Annotated in this window: 15 protein-coding genes; 9 read left to right on the forward strand and 6 right to left on the reverse strand. The window is 73.5% G+C overall.

Features of this window, described 5'->3' with window-relative positions; genetic code table 11:
- Nucleotides 1-123: 123 nt before the first annotated feature.
- Together MID12_RS19190 and MID12_RS19195 are read left to right on the forward strand one after the other, a co-directional pair.
- On the forward strand, nt 124-3,252 hold the full coding sequence (locus MID12_RS19190; RefSeq protein ID WP_263169128.1) for a GH92 family glycosyl hydrolase: 3,129 nt from the start codon (nt 124-126) through the stop codon (nt 3,250-3,252).
- Nucleotides 3,253-3,366: 114 nt separating this feature from the next.
- Nucleotides 3,367-4,239 (forward strand): glycoside hydrolase family protein, encoded by an 873-nt coding sequence (locus tag MID12_RS19195; protein ID WP_052482461.1) that lies wholly within the window; start codon nt 3,367-3,369, stop codon nt 4,237-4,239.
- Between the two features lie 244 nt (nt 4,240-4,483).
- Here MID12_RS19195 and MID12_RS19200 read toward each other — a convergent pair whose 3' ends face one another.
- From MID12_RS19200 to MID12_RS19225, 6 genes are all read right to left on the reverse strand, one after another.
- Nucleotides 4,484-6,904 carry an acyl-CoA dehydrogenase family protein gene (locus MID12_RS19200; RefSeq protein WP_263169132.1) on the reverse strand — a complete coding sequence of 807 codons (2,421 nt, stop codon included), beginning with the start codon at nt 6,902-6,904 and terminating at the stop codon, nt 4,484-4,486.
- Nucleotides 6,901-7,176, reverse strand: coding sequence for an acyl carrier protein (locus MID12_RS19205; protein ID WP_040252429.1), 276 nt, complete (start codon nt 7,174-7,176; stop codon nt 6,901-6,903). The genes MID12_RS19200 and MID12_RS19205 overlap by 4 nt, the downstream gene beginning before the upstream one ends.
- Nucleotides 7,173-8,954: an acyl-CoA dehydrogenase family protein gene (locus MID12_RS19210; RefSeq protein ID WP_263169135.1), complete on the reverse strand. Its 1,782-nt coding sequence runs from the start codon at nt 8,952-8,954 to the stop codon at nt 7,173-7,175. The genes MID12_RS19205 and MID12_RS19210 overlap by 4 nt, the downstream gene beginning before the upstream one ends.
- Complete coding sequence (locus tag MID12_RS19215; protein WP_263169138.1) at nt 8,951-9,784, reverse strand: acyl-CoA thioesterase; 834 nt, start codon at nt 9,782-9,784, stop codon at nt 8,951-8,953. The genes MID12_RS19210 and MID12_RS19215 overlap by 4 nt, the downstream gene beginning before the upstream one ends.
- 5 nt (nt 9,785-9,789) lie before the next feature.
- Complete coding sequence (locus MID12_RS19220; protein ID WP_040252432.1) at nt 9,790-10,056, reverse strand: MoaD/ThiS family protein; 267 nt, start codon at nt 10,054-10,056, stop codon at nt 9,790-9,792.
- A gap of 81 nt (nt 10,057-10,137) precedes the next feature.
- Nucleotides 10,138-11,898 (reverse strand): fatty acyl-AMP ligase, encoded by a 1,761-nt coding sequence (locus MID12_RS19225; RefSeq protein WP_263169139.1) that lies wholly within the window; start codon nt 11,896-11,898, stop codon nt 10,138-10,140.
- Nucleotides 11,899-12,116: 218 nt separating this feature from the next.
- On the opposite strand from MID12_RS19225, the gene MID12_RS19230 reads away from it, so the two are divergent.
- From MID12_RS19230 to MID12_RS19260, 7 genes are all read left to right on the forward strand, one after another.
- Nucleotides 12,117-13,541 carry an MFS transporter gene (locus MID12_RS19230; protein WP_263169141.1) on the forward strand — a complete coding sequence of 475 codons (1,425 nt, stop codon included), beginning with the start codon at nt 12,117-12,119 and terminating at the stop codon, nt 13,539-13,541.
- A 629-nt stretch (nt 13,542-14,170) separates the two neighbouring features.
- Nucleotides 14,171-14,464 (forward strand): hypothetical protein, encoded by a 294-nt coding sequence (locus MID12_RS19235; RefSeq protein WP_040252434.1) that lies wholly within the window; start codon nt 14,171-14,173, stop codon nt 14,462-14,464.
- A complete protein-coding gene (locus tag MID12_RS19240; protein ID WP_040252436.1) occupies nt 14,461-15,399 on the forward strand; it encodes an acyl-ACP desaturase in 939 nt (312 codons plus the stop codon). Before MID12_RS19235 ends, MID12_RS19240 begins: the two co-directional genes overlap by 4 nt.
- Complete coding sequence (locus tag MID12_RS19245; protein WP_159393019.1) at nt 15,375-15,863, forward strand: holo-ACP synthase; 489 nt, start codon at nt 15,375-15,377, stop codon at nt 15,861-15,863. The genes MID12_RS19240 and MID12_RS19245 overlap by 25 nt, the downstream gene beginning before the upstream one ends.
- Nucleotides 15,850-16,236 carry an acyl-CoA thioesterase gene (locus tag MID12_RS19250; RefSeq protein ID WP_237282847.1) on the forward strand — a complete coding sequence of 129 codons (387 nt, stop codon included), beginning with the start codon at nt 15,850-15,852 and terminating at the stop codon, nt 16,234-16,236. The genes MID12_RS19245 and MID12_RS19250 overlap by 14 nt, the downstream gene beginning before the upstream one ends.
- A gap of 100 nt (nt 16,237-16,336) precedes the next feature.
- On the forward strand, nt 16,337-17,932 hold the full coding sequence (locus tag MID12_RS19255) for an AMP-binding protein (RefSeq protein ID WP_052482464.1): 1,596 nt from the start codon (nt 16,337-16,339) through the stop codon (nt 17,930-17,932).
- Nucleotides 17,933-17,985: 53 nt separating this feature from the next.
- A complete protein-coding gene (locus tag MID12_RS19260; RefSeq protein ID WP_263169149.1) occupies nt 17,986-18,651 on the forward strand; it encodes an enoyl-CoA hydratase-related protein in 666 nt (221 codons plus the stop codon).
- Nucleotides 18,652-18,679 lie beyond the last annotated feature (28 nt).

Consider the following 18,679-nt stretch of genomic DNA (forward strand, 5'->3'; position numbering starts at 1 on the left):
GCAAGTGTGAGAAGTCGCAGGGGCCGCAGTGTCCTCGTCGGTGTGCTGGCCAGTGGGATGCTGCTGGCGGCGTCCTCGGTGGCCTCGGGGGATCCGGCCGGGTCGGCGCAGGGGTCGACAACGATGTCAGGCGGGCAAGGTCCGCGTGCGGCGGCGCAGTTGGTGGAGGATCCGGCCGACTATGTGGACCCGCTGATCGGCACCGGACGCGGCGGGGAGTCCGTCGGGGAGATCAACAACTTCCCGGGGCCCGCGGCGCCGTTCGGGATGATGCAGTTCTCGCCGGACACCGAGGGCTCGTACGCGGGGTACCAGTACCACAGCGAGCGGATCCGGGGGTTCAGCCTCGATCACGCCTCGGTCGGCTGCACGGCCTTCGGGGACGTGCCGATCCTGCCGGTGGCCGGGGAGATCGGCGCGAAGCCCTGGGAGCGGACCGAGCGGTTCTCGCACGACGGGGAGAAGGCGGAGCCCGGGTACTACGCGGTGACCCTCGGGGACGCGAAGGTGCGGGCCGAGCTCGCGGCCACCACGCGCACCGGACTGGCCCGGTTCACCTTCCCGGAGGGCGAGCGGGCGGCGCAGGTCCTGGTGAAGGGCGGGGCCAGCCTGGCCGGGAACAAGCGGGCGGCGCTGCGGATCGAGGGGGACCGCACGGTCACCGGCTCCGCGACGACCGGGAACTTCTGCGGCAAGGGCAATGAGTACACGGTCCACTACGCGCTCACCTTCGACCGGCCGTTCACCGCGCACGGCACCTGGGACGGCTCCTCGGTGTCCGAGGGCGCCGACGCGGTGGACGCGCCGAAGGCGGGCGCCTATCTGACCTTCGGCGGGGCGCGCACGGTGCGGGCCAAGGTGTCCATGTCGTATGTCTCGGTGGCCGGGGCGAAGGCCAATATGGCGGCGGAGGCGGGTGGTTGGGACCTGGAGGCGCTGCGGGAGAAGACGCGCGCCGAGTGGTCCGAGGCGCTCGGCAGGATCCGGGTCGCGGGCCGCGAGGAGGGCGAGCTGCGGACCTTCTACACGGCGCTCTACCACGCGCTGATGCACCCCAACACCTTCAACGACGCCGACGGCCGCTACCCGGGCTTCGACGACAAGGTGCGCACCCTGCCCGAGGGCCGCACCCAGTACGCCAACTTCTCCGACTGGGACACCTACCGCAGCCTGGCCCCGCTGCAGGCGATGCTGTGGCCCGAGCGGGCGAGCGACATGGCGCAGTCGCTGGTCAACGACGCGGTGCAGGGCGGGTGGTGGCCGCGCTGGCCGCTGGCCAACGACTACACGGGGCAGATGACCGGCGACAACTCGGTGCCGCTGATCGCCAATCTGTACGCCTTCGGCGCCCGGGACTTCGATCTGCCCATCGCCCTCGAGTACCTGGTGAAGGGCGCCACTTCGGTGGACGAGCGGCCGGGCGCCTATCAGGAGCGGCCCGGGGTGCGCAGCTATGTCGAGCGCGGCTACATGCCCAACAACGACGCCTCGCGCGGCGATCACCAGCGGGTCGGCGGCTCGGTCACCCTGGAGTGGGCGATCGACGACTTCGCGATCGCCCGACTCGCCGCAGCGGCAGGGCAGAAGGAGACCGCCCGGGACTTCACCCGGCGCGGGCAGAACTGGCAGCACCTCCTGAACCCGGCCACCGGCTACCTCCAGCCGCGCGGCCAGGACGGGCGCTTCCCCGACGGGCCGCCCTTCCAGCCGCCGCCCCCGGGGAAGTTCGGGCAGGACGGCTACGACGAGGGCAACGCGGCGCAGTACAACTGGCTGGTTCCGCAGAACACCGCCGGGCTGACCGCCGCGATGGGCGGGCGCGAGGCCGCCGCCGAACGCCTCGACACCTTCTTCGGCAAGCTCAACGCGGGCCCCAACGAGCCGTACATGTGGGCCGGCAACGAGGTCGACTTCTCGGTGCCCTGGGTCTACAACCACCTCGGGCAGCCCTGGAAGACGCAGCAGCGGGTACGGGAGATCGCCACCACGCTGTTCAGCCCGACACCGGACGGGGAGCCCGGCAACGACGACCTCGGTGCCCAGTCCTCCTGGTACGTCTGGGCCGCGCTCGGCCTGTATCCCTCGACGCCCGGCACCAGCGATCTGACCCTGCACGGCCCGCTGTTCGAGCGTGCGGTGCTCGATCTGCCGGGCAGGGCGGGGGAGTTGGACATCCGGGCGCCGAAGGCCTCCGCGAAGACGCCGTATGTGCACGGGCTGCGGATCGACGGCCGGGACTGGGAGCGTACGTCGCTGCCGCGCGGGATCCTCGACCGCGGCGGGCGGCTCGACTTCGACCTGGGCGGCGAGCCCGACCGGAGCTGGGCCACCTCGGCGCAGGCCGCGCCGCCCTCGTACCGCACCGGGGAGAAGCCCTTCCTCGCCTCGGTGACGCCGAACCTGGTGAAGGTCCGACCGGGGCGCGGGACGGCGGAGTTGCGGGTGCGGGGGCAGCGGCTGGGCGGCAAGGACCGGTCGCTGCGGGTGCGGGCCGAGGCGCCCGCGGGGCTCAAGGTGGCTCCGGGCGGCGGGAGTCTGCGGCTCGATCCGGCAACCGGCAGCGGGAGTACGGAACTTGAGGTCAGCGCGGCGGCCGGGACGCCCGAGGGGTACTACGAGATCCCGGTGAGTGTGCGCGGGGCTTCGGGGAAGCCGGTGCGCGGGGCGGCGATCGTCCTGGTCGCCCGGGAAGGCGGACTCGCCGCCGCCTACGAGGGCACCGGGGCCTCCGACGACGGCGACCGGGGGCAGGGCGACTACGACGGGGACGGCAACAGCTACTCCCGGCAGGCGCTCGCGGCCGAGGGGCTGCGGGGCGGGGCCCGCGTCGAGGCCTCGGGAACCCGCTTCACCTGGCCGGACGCGCCGCAGGGCCGCCCCGACCACGCGCGCGCCAAGGGGCAGACCCTCGGCCTCGGCGAGGAGGCGGCGGACGCCGGGCGGCTGCTCTTCGTCGGCTCCGCGACCCACGGCGACCAGCGGGGCACCGCCACCGTGACATTCACCGACGGCAGCACCGCGAAGGCGGACCTCTCCTTCGGCGACTGGACCGAGCCGGGCGGCGGCCGGGACCCGGTCTTCGGCAACACCGTGGTGGCGCACACCGCCTACCGCAACCAGGCCTCGGGGCAAGGGCCTTCGGCCTTCGTCTACGCCACCGAGCCCTTCCGGGTCCCGGCGGGCAAGCACCTGAAGAGCGTCACCCTGCCCGAGAACGACAAGCTGCATGTCTTCGCCCTCGGCCTCGGCTGAGGACGTCAACACGGGGCGCACAGCGCCGCGTCGAGACCCCCGCCCCCTACTGGCACCCGCACAGAGTCGAGACCCGCTGCTCCTACTGGCCCCCACACAGACCGGGAGATCGAGATGACCGTGCCCTCTTGGCGGAACCGCCGTGCACGGCGCCGTCCGCGGTGGCTGCTGCCCCTGTTCGCCGCGGCCCTCGCCGTGCTCTGCGCCACCGGCGCCACCGCCCCCGTACCGGATGCCTCCCCGGCGGCGGGCCCAACTGCCGCCGGAGGCAAGGGAGTCAGCGTGACGCCGGTCGATGGGGCCGGTGCGGCGCTGGCCGATGTCGGGGCGTCCTGGTACTACGACTGGTCCCCGTCCACCGGTGAGATCGCGCGGCCCGAGGGCGCCGAGTTCGTGCCGATGATCTGGGGCGCGGGCGCGGTCAACGACGCCGATCTGGCCCGCGCCAAGGAGGAGGGGCAGCAACTGCTCGGCTTCAACGAGCCGGACATGGCGGGCCAGGCGGACATGCCGGTGGAGCAGGCGCTCGATCTGTGGCCCCGGCTCCAGGACACCGGGCTGCGGCTCGGCGCGCCCGCCGTCGCCTTCGGCGGGGACACCCCGGGCGGCTGGCTCGACCGCTTCATGACCGGCGCCGCCGAACGCGGGCTGCGCGTCGACTTCATCCCGCTGCACTGGTACGGCGGCGACTTCGGCCCGGCCGCCGTCGACCAGCTGCGCGGCTATCTGCAGGCGGTGTACGACCGCTACCACAAGCCCGTCTGGCTCACCGAGTACGCCCTGACCGACTTCTCCGGACCCACGCCCCGCTACCCGAGCGAGCAGGAGCAGACCGACTTCGCGCGGGGCTCCGCCGAGATGCTGGGGCAACTGCCGTTCGTGGAGCGGTACGCCTGGTTCACGCTCTCCACCGGGACCGCACCGACCGGCCTCTACGACGGGACCACACCCAACGCCACCGGTCTCGCCTACCGCGAGGCGGGCTGAGCACACGCGGCAGGGCGCGGCCGATTCCCGTACGGACGGCGCAAGTCCCCTAGCGGCACTGGGGAGTTCCGCGCTGCCAGCTCCAAGTGCCGTACTGGCAGTTCTGAGTTCAGTGACATCAGCCTCAAGTCCCGTACCGCCAGACCTGAGTTCAGTATCGCCAGCCCCAAGTCCCCGACTGGACACAGGAGCCGGTCACCAGTCGCACGCCGGTGGCCGACTCCCGTGCCGAGCGGGCCCGGTGCTACGGCCGCCGGGCCGCGAGCAGGCGGATGCCGAGGGCGGGGTCCTCCCAGGCGGTCCTGAGGTGGGTGAGGCCCGCCTCGGTCAGCACCTCCTCCAGGGCGCCCTCGGCGGGGGCCGGGGCCCCGGTCAGGGCGAGTTCGAGGCGCAGGGCGGCGGCGCCCGCCGGGCGCTTCGGGGGCAGCGGGGCCACCAGGAGGAGCCAGCCGCCGGGGAGCAGGGCACCGGCGGCGGAGCCGGCCGCGCGCCGGATCTCCTGCGTGCTGCGTCCGGCAGTCGGCAGCCAGGCGAGCGCGAGGCGGTCCTCGGCGGTGAAGGAGTCCGGGCCGCCGGTGCGGACCTCGACCAGGCTCTCCCCGGCCGGGGTGTGCGGGTCCCGCGCGGCCCGCGCCGTGTCGGCCGCGGCCTCCGGCTCCAGGGCGAGCACCGGTACGAAGGGGATGTGGCGGGCCAGTTCGGCGGCGCTCGCCCCGCCGTCGCCGGCCGCGCAGCCCACCTTGGCCCCGGGCCGGTCCAGGCGCTCGGGCAGCCCTTCCAGCCTGCCGAGCAGTTCGTTGACCAGCGCGTCCGCGAGCGGGGCCGACTCGGCGCCGCAGCCGGTGAACTCCGCCCGCCCGGCGGCCTGTTCGCCGGTGCGCAGCCGCCCGGCACCGGTCACCAGGCGGCGGAGGCGGGCCGCGAAGGCGGTGGTGCGGGGGCCGCCGACGAGGACGCGTTCGAGGCCTTCCTCGGCGGCGAGGCGGCCCTCGGCGTCGCGGCGTACCAGGGAGGCGGACACCAGGGTCTCCAGGAGCCGCGCGGTGGTGTCCTCGTCCAGGCCCTCGACTGCGGCCGCCGCCTCCTTCGGGGTGCAGGGTTCGAGGAGGCGGGCGAGGAGCCCGCTCTCCCGGGCGAGGGCGCAGGCGAGGAAGGAGCGGGCACCGGCGGCGCGTTCGGCGAGCCGTCCGGCGAAGCCGCCGGGGACCTCGGGCAGCGCGCCGGGCGGCTGTCCCGAGCGGGCGGCGGCCAGGGCGGCGTGGGCCCCGTCGAGGAAGGCGGTCAGTTCGGCCCGCTGCGCGGCGGGGACGGGGTCGAGCTTGGCCGCGGTCGCCATCTCGGCCACCGCGTCGGCGAGTTGCCCGGGAGCGCCGTCCGCGGCGGCCTCGGCGGCGTGCAGCGCCCACCAGGAGTCGGCGAGCTTGGCGACGGTGCGCTCGGCGGCCTCCTCGCGGACCCGGGTGCCCTCGATGCCGACGATGGTGCGCTGGCCGAGCTGCATGAGCAGGGTCTCCTGCGAGCCCTGTCCGGAGATGAGGCCGAGGATGTCGCGCATGAAGCGCTCCCAGGGGAACGCCGACATATAGGCCTCGCCGCCCATCAGGCCCATCACCAACTGGCCGATGCGCAGGGCGCATTCGGAGGCGTGGTGCTTGGCGACGGTGGCGAACTCGTCGAAGTGCGGGTCGCGATCCGTGTCCCGGGTGCCGTCGAGCGCCCGGTAGACGCTGGCCCTGGCCTGCATGAGCAGGGCGCGCATCTCGCCGACGGTGCGCTCGACATTGGCGTAGTCGAGGACGCGGCGGCCCGCGCGGCGCCGGGTGGCGAGCGCCTCCACGCAGTTCTCGATGACGCCGTCCAGGGCGCCGAGCACCCCGCAGGCGCTCATGGTGCGGCGGATGCGGGCGTAGGTGTTCAGCTCGCTCAGCGCGTCGGCGCGCCAGACCAGGCGCCATTCGGGCAGCCGCACCCGGTCCAGGACGACCTGGCCGAGGCCCATGGTGTGCATGCCCATGGTGTCCATATGGATCGGCGTGACGCCCGGGTCGTCCTTCTCGACCAGGAAGGCCAGCATGTCGTTGGAGGCCTCGTCGCGCACGAAGAGCAGGAAGAGGTCGGCGAAGCGGGCGCCCGCGAGGAAGCGCTTGGCGCCGTTGAGGACCCACTCGCCGTCCTCCAGGCGGGCGGTGGACCGGTAGTCGTAGGGGTCCAGGCTCTCGTAGGCGCCCTGGACGCCGAAGCGGCGGCCTGCGACCAGGTCGGGGACGTACCGCTCGATGAGTTCGGGCCGGCCGCTGGAGAGGATCAGCTCGCAGATCTCGACGCTGATGTCGAGCAGGACGGCGAAGCCGGGGTCGCGGGAGAGGCGGGCGATCTCCTCGACCACCACGCCCCAGGCCAGCTTGTCGCGGCCCTCGCCGCCGATCGAGGCGGGCAGCGAGAACCGCATCAGGCCGAGGTCGCCGGCCCTCTCGAAGACGCTGTTGTCCAGCGGCCGGGAGGCCTGGTTGCGGAAGTGCGCGCCCGGGTTGGCCCGGTCCAGGACGAAGGAGGCGAACCGGCGGCGGGCCTCGCGGCGGACCTGCTCGACCTCCGCGTCCAGGGTGCGGTGGCCGGGGGCGACCGCCCGGTTCATGACATCGGCGGCGTGCGCGCGGGCCGTCACGCCCCGGCCTCCGTGCCCTGCTCCTCGGCCTCGCGCACCAGCTCGTCGAGGGTCTCGGTGCCGAGGAAGCGTTCCAGCGGGATGGTGGCGCCGGTGCGCTCCTCGACCTCGACGGAGAGCTGTGCGGCGGTGAGCGAGTCGATGCCGATCTCGCCGACCGGCCGGTCCCCGGGGATGTCCTCCGCGGCGAGGCCGAGCAGTTCGGCGATGAGGTCGGCGAGCCAGGCGGCGGTGGCGGCCTGTCCTGTGCTGTCGGGGGAGGTGGCGGTCATGGGCGCTCCTTGGTTCGTACGGGCCCGGCCTCCCGGTGCTGCGGGGCGAGCCGCAGCGGGATCAGGGACAGGGCCCGGTCGTCGTCGTCGAGTTCGGTGAGGTGGCGCACCAGGCGGTCCTCGGCTTCGAGGTCGGCCCCGGCGGGCCGGCCGAGCCGTTCGAGGACCCGCCGCAGGGCCACCGAGAGCCAGGCGGGATCGGCCGCGAGCGGGCCGAGTGCCCGGCGGCGCTGGAGCCAGGTGTGCAGGCAGCAGGCACCGGCGTGCACCAGGCAGTGGCGGCGGGCCGCCTCGTAGGCCGGGGCGCCGCGGTCGGTGCCGAGCGCGGCGAACTCGGCGCGGACCTGGTCCCGTACGGTGCGCAAGGTGTGTGCCAGGGCGGCGAGTCGAGGCTCCTCGTGCAGGGCGTCCACGGCTTCGTCGAGGCAGCCGGTCACCTCGTCGGCGCCGCCGTGGGTGAGGGCGGGGCGCTGGGCGCGCAGGCTGGGCGAGGCCGGCTCCTCGCCGAAGCCGAAGAGCAGCGGCAGCGGCAGTTCGGCGCGGGCGGGGCTCCTTCTGCGGGCGGCGCTGGCGAGCTGGGCGCGCACGGTGTCGAGCTGGACCAGCTGGGTGCCCTCGAAGACCGGGGTGATCGCCAGGTCGCGCACGATCTTCTGGAAGGCTCCGGCCCCGGCGCCCTCGCGCAGATAGGCGCGGGCGCTGAGCACCTCACCGCAGGCGGCGACGGAGTCCACCGCGAACTGCGGGACCACGTACTTGGCCACCGCCGACCAGAGCGGCATCCGCTGCCGGGCCACGTCGAGTCCGCGGGCGGCGGCGAGGGCGGTGCACTCGGCGACCAGGAGGTCGGCGAAGCCGCGCGCGAGCAGCCCGCGCACCGGCGCGAGGTGGGTGGCGGGCGCCCCGTACAGGATCCGGCCGCGGGCGTGCCTGAGGGCGATCCGCAGGGCCGTGTCCGCCGAGCCGAGGGCGCTGCCGCCGACCAGGGTCCGGGTGAACTGCAGCATCCCGGAGACCATTTCGATACCGCGGCCCCGGCGCCCGATCACCGCCTCCTCGCCGACCCGGCAGCCGCTCAGCGCGAAGCCGCTCAGATCGTGGCCGCGCAGCCCGTGGGTGGGCACCTTGGCGAGCCGCCGTACGCCGGTGACGGCCGGGTCCTCGAAGTCGAGGAGGAAGAGACCGAAGGAGGGTTCGGAGGCGGCGAGCACGGTGGCGAAGGAGGACCGGCGGCCGTTGCCGACCAGCCACTTCTCGCCGTTCAGGAGGTAGCCGCCGTCGACCGGGACGGCCCGGGTGCCGGTGGCGAGCAGATCGCTGCCGGCCGCCTCCTCGCTGATGCCCGCGGTGCCCCAGGCCCGGCCGAGGGCCAGCTCGGCGACCCGGCGGCGCTGGGCCTCCTCGCCCCAGATCCACACCGGGAGGGTGGCGAGCAGCGTCGAGCCGAGGCCGACGGAGACCGCCGCGTCCCGGCGCGAGGCGGCGCGCACCAGGGCGAGCAGCGACTCGAAGGAGGTCAGGCTCCCGCCCTCCTCGGCGGGCACCAACCGGGCGTGCAGCCCGGCCGCCCAGGCCGCCTCGTAGGCCTCGGTGGGCTCGGCCTCCCGGTCGTCCGCGCGGACGCCGCGGGCGAGCGACATCCCGGTGTCCGGGTCGAAGGGGCAGCCGAGTTCCTGTTCCAGGCGGGCGGCCGGGGCGAAGGAGGGGAGCCCGTCCTCGGCTGCGGCGGCGGGCCCGGTCCCGGGTGCGGCCTCCGGTGGGGCGGTCGGCCCGGTCATATCCGCTCCACGACGATCGCGTACGGGCCGCCGCCGTCGTCGTCCTCGGCGAGCCCCAGTTCATGGACGAAGGCGAGGCCGCCGCCGTGGCGGTAGGCCGTGGTGCGCACCTGGAGGAGGTCCCAGAGCTGGCCCGCGCGCAGCCAGGTCACGTCCAGGCGCCGCACCCCCTCGCTGAGCGAACGGCGCAGCTCGGGCGCCTTCCTGCCGTGCCGCATCACGAACTCCTCCCGGGCGCCGCCCGCGAAGCCGAGCGACTCGGCCCAGTACCACTGGTCGGCCACCTCGCAGTGGTGCCGGTGGACCCGGAAGGTGGTGGTGTCCGAGGCGATCTCCTCGCCCTCGCGGTCGAAGGAGCCCCGCAGCGCCCGCACCTGCGAGAGGTAGGGCGTGCGCTCGATCTCGTCCTCCCGGAAGGCGGCCACCACGGCCTCGGGCAGGGTGGTCGGCGCCCCGGAGAGGGCGAGGTCGCCGCTGAGCGCGAGCGGCACCGAGGCGGCGCGGGCGCGGACCGCGACCCCGGCCGGACCGGTGACGGTCAGCTCCGCCTCCAGCTGGGAGGCGCGCGGTCCGCGCACCCGCATCCGGACGTCGACCTCGGCCTCGTCGGCGTCCTCGAAGCGCAGCGGCTGCTCGTACTCCAGCTGCCAGGCCCACAGGACGAGGCCCACCCGGTGCTCGGTGACCAGCCTGCGGTGGCTGTGCAGATGGTCGCGCAGCCAGCGGGTGCCGGCCTGGAAGGCGAGCCGCCCCACGGCGGTGGGCTGCAGCTGGGTGGGGGTGAACAGGCCTGCGTCCAGGACGACTTCGTAGGTGGAGCTGCGGGGCACGGGGACTAACCTCCCGACACCGCGGTGATGATGTCCACCCGGTCGTCCTCGGTGGCCTCGCGGTCCAGCTCGGCGGGGGAGAGCTGCTCGCCGTTGAGGGCGATCAGATGGGTGGCGCGCACCGCGCCCTCCCGGTCGAGGAGGACCTCGCTGAGGTTCGGGTAGCGCTCGGTCAGTTCGTTCAGGCCGGCGCGCACGGTCTCGCCGCCGACCTCGATGTCGTTCTCGTAGTTGGTGAACCGGAGCAGGACGCCCCTGACCTTGACGATCATCGCCAGGACCCTTCGTCGCTTCGTGGATGCCAGGTCGTGCTTCCCCGCGCGGTGGTGTGCCCGTGCCGGGGCACGGTGCCGCTACCGCGCGGGGGCCTGCCAGCGGGCGAGCTCGTCGAGCTCTCCGCCGAGGTACTGCTTGCGGGTGAGCCAGCGCTGGACCTTGCCGCTGGACGTCTTGGGGATGGTGCGGGGCCGGATCAGGACCAGGGCGCCGGGCGGGATGCTCAGCTCCAGGGAGACCGCACGGCGCAGCGCTTCGAGGACCTCCCGGTAGTGCTCCGCGGCGTGTTCGGGGTCCGTCTCCGCGGCGGGGTCGGCCTCGTAGACGAGGACCAGGCGTTCGGTGGCGCCCGAGGCGTCCTCGACGGCGAAGGCGGCACCGCAGTTGCGGCGGACGCCCGGGACGGCGGCCTCGCAGACCCGCTCGATGTCGACCGGGTGGTGGTTGCGGCCGTTGACGACCACGAGGTCCTTCATCCGGCCCGCCACGAACAGCTCGCCCCCGCGCAGGAAGCCGAGGTCGCCGGAGCGCAGGAAGGGCCCCTCGCCGTCCGCGGTCTTCACCCCGAAGGCCGCCGCGCTCTCCTCGGGGCGGCGCCAGTAGCCCTCGGCCACGCCGGGCGAGTCGATCCAGATCTCGCCGACGGTGTCCTCGGGCAGCTCCGCGCCGGTCTCCGGGTCGGCGATCCGGATCCGGGTACGGGGTCCCGGCGGGCCGCAACTCACCAGGGAGCGCGCGGCTTCGCCCGGCTCGGCCGCCCGTACGGTGTTGTCCCGCTCCAGCGGCTCGCGGGCCACGTCCACCGCGCGCCAGCCGCCGAGCGGGGCGCCGCCGGTGACGAAGAGGGTGGCCTCGGCGAGGCCGTAGCAGGGGTAGAAGGACGCGGCCCGGAAGCCGCAGGGGGCGAAGCGCTCGGCGAAGCGGGCCATGGTCTCGGCGCGGACCGGTTCGGCGCCGGTGAAGGCCACCTCGACCGCGGACAGGTCGAGCCCGTCGAGGTCGGCGTCCTTGGCGCGGCGTACGCACAGGTCGAAGGCGAAGTTGGGGCCGCCGGTGATGGTCGCGCCGTAGCGGGAGACCATGCGCAGCCAGGACAGCGGGCGGCGCAGGAAGCTCACCGGCGACATCAGGGACACCTCGATGCCGACGGCCAGCGGGGTGAGGATGCCGCCGATGAGCCCCATGTCGTGGTACGGCGGCAGCCACAGGCCGCCCACGCTGCCGGAGTGCATGCCGAAGCCGCGGGTGATGTCCCGGCAGTTGTCGCGCAGTTGGGCGTGGCTGAGCATCACGCCGCGGGGCAGCGCGGTCGAGCCGGAGGTGTACTGGAGCAGCGCGAGCGCCTGCGGCCGCGGCACGAGGTCCTCGCCGCCGCCGACCGCGTCGTCGGTGGTGAGCAGCCGCGGGGCGCGGCCGTCCAGCGCGGTGGCGAGCCAGTCCGCCATCAGCGGCGCGATGTCCGAGGTGGTGAGGACGAGGTCGGTGCCGGCGTCCTCGATGATGGCGGCGAGCCGGGGCAGCGTACGGGCCAGCCGGGTCGGGTCCGGCGGGAAGGCCGGGACCGCGGGCACGCCCGCGTAGAAGCAGCCGAAGAGACCGGCCAGGTAGTCCGGGCCCGGCGCGAAGAGCAGCAGCGCCGGGACCGGCCGGCCGCCGGTGGTCTCCAGGATCCGGGCGGCCACCGCCCGTGCCCGGCGGTCGAGTTCGGCGTAGCTGATCTCCTCGGCCGACTCGTCCTCGGCGACGAAGCGGTAGGCCAGGGCCTCGGGCGTCTGCCCGGCCCGCTCCCGCAGCAACTGCGCGAAGCTCTCCGCTCCGCGCTCCAGTGAAGCCTCCAACCCCCCGTGCCTCCCCCGCACTTGACGCAAGGGCCGCAGTGTTGCAGCAACATTGCGGGAGGGTCAATGATCATCTGCGCGGGTGGGTGCCGCAGGTCGGGCCTGGTATTGACACTGGCGGGTAACAAGCAGCAGGGTGATCCCCCGCATCCGCCCACCCCCGGCGGGTCCGGGCCGCCCAACGCGGCTTGCCGCGCGCCAAGTTGGGAGACGCGTCCATGGCGAAGACACCGGTCGCTCGCGGGGACGCCCGTGGCGCCCCGGGCGCCGAGGCGGGCGCCAAGCCGCCCGCCGCCCTGGTCCTGCTGTGCTGCCTCGGCGCCTTCATGGCCTTCCTGGACAGCACCATCGTGAACGTGGCCTTCCCGAACATCGCCGAGACCTTCGACGACTCGGACCTGCCGACCCTGTCCTGGGTGCTCAACGGCTACAACGTGGTGATCGCCGCCCTCCTGCTGCCCGCGGGCCGCGCCGCCGACCGGCTCGGCTGCCGCCGCTCCTTCGCGGGCGGGCTCGTGCTCTTCACCCTCGCCTCCGCGGTCTGCGGGGCCGCCAACTCGGCCGAACTCCTCATCGGGGCACGGGTGGTGCAGGCCGTCGGCGCCGCCATCCTGATCCCGACCTCGCTCGCCCTGCTGATGCCGATGTTCCCGATGGCGCGGCGCCTGGTCGCCATCACCCTGTGGAGCGCGGCGGCGGCGCTGGCCGCCGGGATCGGCCCCGGCCTCGGCGGCATCCTCGCCGAGCACTGGACCTGGCGGGCGGTGTTCCTGGTCAACATCCCGATCGGCGTCCTCGCCCTGTGGGCCTCCCGCCGCCTGACCGAACAGCGCGACCGCAGCGGCCCCACCCCCGACATCCTGGGCGTGGTGCTGCTCGCCGCCTCGCTCGGACTGATCGCGCTCGGCCTGGTCAAGGGCCCGGACTGGGAGTGGGAGAGCGCACGCACCCTCGGCGCGCTCGCGGCGGGCGCGCTGCTCCTGGTGGCGGTGGCCCTGCGCAGCGCGCGCCACCCGGCGCCGGTCATCGAGCTCGACCTGCTGCGCTCGCGCAACGCGCTCGGCGGCAACCTCGGTTCGATGCTCTTCTCGGTCACCTTCTTCGCGGTCATCCTCAACAACATCCTCTTCCTGACCACGTACTGGCACTGGTCCCTGATCACCGCGGGCCTCGCCACCACCCCGCCGCCGCTGGCCACCGCCGTGGTGGCCCGGCCCGCCGCCCGCCTCGCCGAGAAGTTCGGCGATCTGCCGGTCGTCGTCGCGGGCTGCCTGATCTACATCGGCGGCACCCTGCTGCTGTTCTGGGGCGGCGGCAAGGACCCGGACTTCGTGCGGCACTGGCTGCCCGGCGCCGCGGTCATGGGCACCGGCGCGGGCCTGGTCTGGCCGGTGCTCGGCGGGGTCGCCCTGGCCGGGGTCGAGCCCGCCCGGCTCGCCACCGCGAGCGCCGCCAACTCCGCCTTCCGGCAGCTGGGCGCGGTCCTCGGCACCGCCCTCGCGGTGTCGATCGTGACCTCCTCGGCCGGGGACCCGCTCGGCGGGGCGCGCAACACCTGGTGGCTGTCGATCAGCTTCGCCGCCTCGGTCGCGGTGCTCGCCGCCCTCACCATCCGGCGTACGGAGGCCTCCGCGGCCCCCTGAGAACGGCGCCCGCGGAGAACTCCGGCACCCACTTCCGGCACCCACTCCGGCACCACCGGGAAATGTGGTGCCGGAGTGCACCGCGGTACGCGGAAAATGATCGATCGTCGATCGGCCACCTCTCCCCTGTGTGCCCCGGCCGTGAATTCGTCCGACATACCGGCCCGCCCCGCATTCGGATGCCGGGGCGCGTTCCGGTGCGTCTTCCGCCCCACATAAGGAATATGTCGTTCCGCTTGCCCGAAGGGAATATCCAACTCCGTTTGGCCGGAGGGCCGTACGCGCGGGGCCCGGGCGGCGGGGGATCATTCCGTGCCTGGTCGGAGGCTGCCGTACGAGCCCTCCGGTCCTGGTCGCGCGGGGCCTAACACCCGTCGCCAGCAGGGGAGTTGAGCCGGTCGGCCGGGCGCCGCGCGGGCCGTCCCGGGGTGGGCCCGGGCCCGTACGGTTTCACACGCGGTTAACGCGACCGGGCCCGTTTCTCCACAGAGTTAACCCGGCGGGACCTGTTTTCGTCTTTCCGCTGTGCGTCCTTTCCGGGGACCCGCCCGGGCCTTGTCCGCCTGACAACTTCCCCTGTGGCAATGGTCACTTGGCCCCGGGTGTCCACGGCTTGTACGATCCCGCCCATGACGACGCCTGGGGTGGATTCCTACATCCGGCAGAAATTCGCCGAGCATGCAGGTCTGAGTGACGAGCAACTGTTCGCCGACGACGTGACATTGGCCGCGGTGATCAGCCGCAGCCCGAAAATGACCAACAGCATCGACCTGATGGAGGCGTTCGCCAAGACGGCCAACGCGCTCCGCAAGGACTACGGCGTGCGGGTCCGCCTGCCCGCCCTGCCGCTGGACACGCCCACGTCCACCGTGCTGAAGACCTTCCTCGAGGAATTCGAACGGCAGAAAGAGGCAACCGGATGAGCGTCACCGACGCCGAGACGACCACCCGCCGCTCCGCCGTACCCGCCGGGGCGCCCGCGATCATCACCGACCTCTACGACGCCTTCGCCCAGCGGAACATGTCGCTGGTCCAGGTGACCTGGGAGCAGCAGCGGCTGCACGAGTCCCGCCGCTGGAGCGTCGTGGACATGCTCTCCGCCGTGGACCTGGACGCGCTGACCCCGACCGACCGCAACCTGGTCTGGAACGCGGGCCGCGCCGAGCTGACCACCAAGCCGGGCGCCGACCGCCTGGAGCGCCAGTCCCGCAACGAGGTCGACCGCTGGCGGGACAAGAACCCGGTGGTCGCCAACATCATGGAGGCCTGCGGCACCTGGAGCCGGTACTGGAACGAGGAGGAGGCGCACCACGAGACCGTCTTCCTGCGCCTCGCCGAGGTCACCGGCATGGAGACCGTCGCCGACGAGACCTTCATCGACTTCCGCCAGGTCTTCCCCGACGACGACATGCTGCGCACCCTGGTGCTGCTCGCCTTCTCGGAGATCACCGCGGCGGTGAACTACGGCGCCTGCCAGCACGTCATCCAGGACCCCGGCCTGCGCCGCATCTTCAAGCAGGTCGCCGCCGACGAGATCCAGCACCGCAACTACTTCGTCGCCTTCGCCAAGGCGCTGGTGGACAGCGGTGAGTACCACGCCAAGGACGCCTTCGCGGTGGGCCACCTCTTCCTGCGCGAGGACGGCGAACTCGGCGGCAGCGCCCGCGAGAAGGTCGAGGAGCGCGGCACCCACGTCAACTGGTGGGACCACCTGGAGACCGGCGAGGGCGACTTCCGCCCCGAGGCGCTGGAGAAGAAGGAGCAGCTGATCTGCGGCGCCCTGAAGAAGATCACGGGCATCGAGGTGAACTCGAGGGAAGAGGTCGAGGACACTTGGATGGACCTGGTCGGGAGCTGACCGGGCTGGGCCACGACCTCCAGTTGATCAGCGAACTGGAGGTCGCCCCGGCCCTGCGCGAGCCCGGCGTCTTCTTCACCCCCGGCGAACTCGCCCGCTTCGCGGCGGCCGTCTCGCCCCTGGAGAGCCTGGCCGGTGGATTCGCCGCCAAGGAGGCCCTGTTCAAGGCTCTCCCCCCGGCGGAGACCACCTGGTTCTGGACCGAGGCCGAACTGGTCCACGACCCCCGCGGCGCACCCCGCTTCCGCGCCCACGGCACCCTCGCCGCCCACCTGGACCGGCACCGGCTGCGGGTGGCTGTCTCCCTCTCGCACAGCGGCGGCTTCGTCTCCGCCGTGGTCCTCGTCACGGCCCGGCCTCCCGGCGGCGACACCCCTCTCGGCACCCTCATCGGCTCCCTCTCACGGGCGGTTGGACGTGTACTTCAGCGAAACCCGGCTCACACTTCCGGTGCGCCCCAATGACCTCGACGCCCTCGGCCATGTGAACAACGCCGTCGCGCTCGAATACCTCGAAGCCGGCCGCTGGGACTGGCTCGCCCAGCACGACCTGGTGCACGGCGACCGCCTCATCTCGGTCGTCGCCCGCACCGAGATCGACTACCGGGCGGAGATCCCGCGCGGCCGGGTCGAGGTCCGTACCGTCCTCGACTCCCCGGACGCCGAAGAGTACGACGAGGACAGCATCACCTTCCGGGCCCGCTTCCGGCAGCGCGTCCACCTGCCCGGCGCCCCGGACCCGGCGGTCGACGCCCTGGTCACCGTGGCCTTCCTGGACGCGCGGCAGCGCTCCCTGGTCTCCCTGCAGGACTTCCTCGCGGCCGCCGCCGCGCACTGAAACCGCTGCCGCCGGCCACCGCGCGGCACGCACCCATCCCCGCGGCACACACCCACCGCCGCACCCGCGTCCAGCGGCACACACCTACCGGAGGGGCCCGGTGCTCGAACACATCCAGCGCAACCAGCAGTGTCCGCCCGAGCGCGGCCTCTACCTGTACGAGAAGTACAGCGACCCGCCGGAGTTCCTCGCCTACCGCGACTTCCCCGAACAGGTCGCCGCCTCGGCCGACTTCTTCCGCGAGCAGGGCGTCGGCCCCGGCACCCGGGTGCTCTTCCCCTTCGAGACCTCCACCCCGGTCATCCTCGCCTTCCTCGGCCTGATGGAGATCGGCGCGCTGCCGCTGTCCGTGAAGCCGCTGGTGATGAACACCCCCCGGGAGGCGTACCAGGAGTTCCTCGGCCGGGTCGCCCGCGACTTCGCCGCCGAGCGGGTCCTGCAGGTGCCGAGCCTGGCCCCGCTGGACCTGCCCGCGCAGGGGCTCCCGCTGCCGCCCGCGGGGCTGCGCAAGCCCGGCGCCCGGCTGCGTACGCCCGGCGACGAGGAGCTGGCCTTCGTCCAGTTCTCCTCCGGCTCGACCAGCTTCCCCAAGGGGGTCCCGGTCCGCCAGGGCGCCCTGCGCGCCAACCTGGAGATGATCACCCGCACCGACGGCCGCACGCCCGAGGAGCGGGTCAGCAGCTGGCTGCCGCTCTACCACGACATGGGCCTGGTCGGCGGCATGCTCTCCTGCTTCTCCATCGGCTGCGACCTGCTGCTCGCCGAGCCGATCACCTTCCTCTTCGACGCGCGCGGCTGGTGGGAGCACATGGGCCAGGAGCGCGCCATCGGCACGGTGATCCCGAACTTCGCGGTCGACTACTCGCTGAAGCTGATGCAGGACCTCGACCCCGAGGACCTCGCGGACATGGACCTGTCCACCGTCCGCTCGATCTACCTCGGCAGCGAACCCATCAACCTGCCCAATCTGGGGGCCTTCCTCGACCTGATGGCCCCGGCGGGCCTGCGCCGGGACGTCTTCATGCCCTGCTACGGCATGGCCGAGGCGGTGCTGCTCGTCGCCAGCCGCCCGGTCGGCAGCGAGATCCGCACCGTGCCGTCCCCCTCCGGCCTCCCGTCGATCTCGGTGGGCCGCCCGATGCCGGAGTTCACCGTACGGCTGCGGGACGAGGACGGACGGCCGTGCGCGGAGGGGGAGTTGGGCGAGATCGAGCTGTCCGGCGGCAGCCTCGCGGCGGGCTACTTCGACCGCGGGGAACCGCTCGGCGACGCGGACGGCTTCTACGCCACCGGGGACATCGGCTTCCTCGACGACGGCGAACTCTTCGTCACCGGCCGGATCAGCGACCGGATCAAGGTCGGCGGGCAGAGCTACTTCGCCGCCGACTTCGAACAGGCCGTGGAACAGCTGCCGTTCGTCCGCGAGGGCCGCAGCGCGGTCGCCCAGATCGGCCCGGACATCATCGTCCTCACCGAGGTGGACCGCGAGGCACGCGAGGACATCGAGGGCAGCCGGGCGCAGATCGTCGAGCACCTGGTGCACACGGTCGGCGTCACCGTCGAGGCCGCCCACGTCCACTATCTGCGCCCCGGCCAACTCCCGCGCACCAGCAGCGGAAAGCTCCAGCGCCGGGCGATCGTGCAGGCATACGAGCAGGGCGAGCTCGAAGGCCTGACACTGACTCCGGGGGCCTGACGGCGCGCCCCCTGCACGAGGCCCGGAGCCGCAACTCACAAGGAGCACACACGATGCCGAAACTGGAGCGGGACGGCGAGGTCTACGTCCTCCACCTCACCCCCGACGACGAGAACCGCTTCCACCCCGACTGGCTGGCCGAGGTGGAGTCGGCGCTCGACGAGGTGGAGGCCGCCGAGGGGCCGAAGGCGCTGGTCACGGCGGGCAGCGGCAAGTTCTGGTCCAACGGCCTCGACCTGGACTGGATGGGCGCCCACGGCGATCAGGCCACCGCCTACCTCGACCGCGTGCACGCCCTGCTCTCGCGCACCCTCGTCTCCCCGGTGGTCACCGTCGCCGCCCTCAACGGCCACACCTTCGCCGCCGGGGCGATGTTCGCCCTCGCCCACGACCTGCGGGTGATGCGCGCCGACCGGGGCTACTTCTGCCTGCCCGAGGTGGACCTCGGCCTGCCCTTCCAGCGCGGCATGTCCGACCTGATCCGCGCCCGCCTCAGCCCCGCGACCGCCCACGAGGCGATGACCACCGGCCGCCGCTACGGCGGCCAGGACGCCCTCACCGCGGGCATCGTCGAGGCGGCCGCCCCCGCCGAGGAGGTCCTCGGCACCGCGATCGCCCTGGCCCGCCCCCTCGCCGCCAAGTCCACCCCGGCCCGCGGGCAGATCAAGCAGACGCTGTACGCGGAGACGGTGGCTTCGCTGGCGATTCCCACCCGGTGACCGCTGCCCCGCGGTGACCGCGGCCGGC

This window comes from Streptomyces sp. SCSIO ZS0520, from assembly GCF_025643355.1.
GTDB classification, from domain to species: domain Bacteria; phylum Actinomycetota; class Actinomycetes; order Streptomycetales; family Streptomycetaceae; genus Streptomyces; species Streptomyces physcomitrii.

Bases quoted from the DNA above. Each gene is read 5' to 3' on its own strand.
- MID12_RS19235 (WP_040252434.1), top strand. From the start codon at position 14,171: ATGACGACGCCTGGGGTGGATTCCTACATCCGGCAGAAATTCGCCGAG.
- MID12_RS19195 (WP_052482461.1), top strand. From the start codon at position 3,367: ATGACCGTGCCCTCTTGGCGGAACCGCCGTGCACGGCGCCGTCCGCGG.
- MID12_RS19230 (WP_263169141.1), top strand. From the start codon at position 12,117: ATGGCGAAGACACCGGTCGCTCGCGGGGACGCCCGTGGCGCCCCGGGC.
- MID12_RS19260 (WP_263169149.1), top strand. From the start codon at position 17,986: ATGCCGAAACTGGAGCGGGACGGCGAGGTCTACGTCCTCCACCTCACC.
- MID12_RS19205 (WP_040252429.1), bottom strand. From the start codon at position 7,176: ATGACCGCCACCTCCCCCGACAGCACAGGACAGGCCGCCACCGCCGCC.
- MID12_RS19210 (WP_263169135.1), bottom strand. From the start codon at position 8,954: ATGACCGGGCCGACCGCCCCACCGGAGGCCGCACCCGGGACCGGGCCC.
- MID12_RS19190 (WP_263169128.1), top strand. From the start codon at position 124: ATGTCAGGCGGGCAAGGTCCGCGTGCGGCGGCGCAGTTGGTGGAGGAT.
- MID12_RS19240 (WP_040252436.1), top strand. From the start codon at position 14,461: ATGAGCGTCACCGACGCCGAGACGACCACCCGCCGCTCCGCCGTACCC.
- MID12_RS19220 (WP_040252432.1), bottom strand. From the start codon at position 10,056: ATGATCGTCAAGGTCAGGGGCGTCCTGCTCCGGTTCACCAACTACGAG.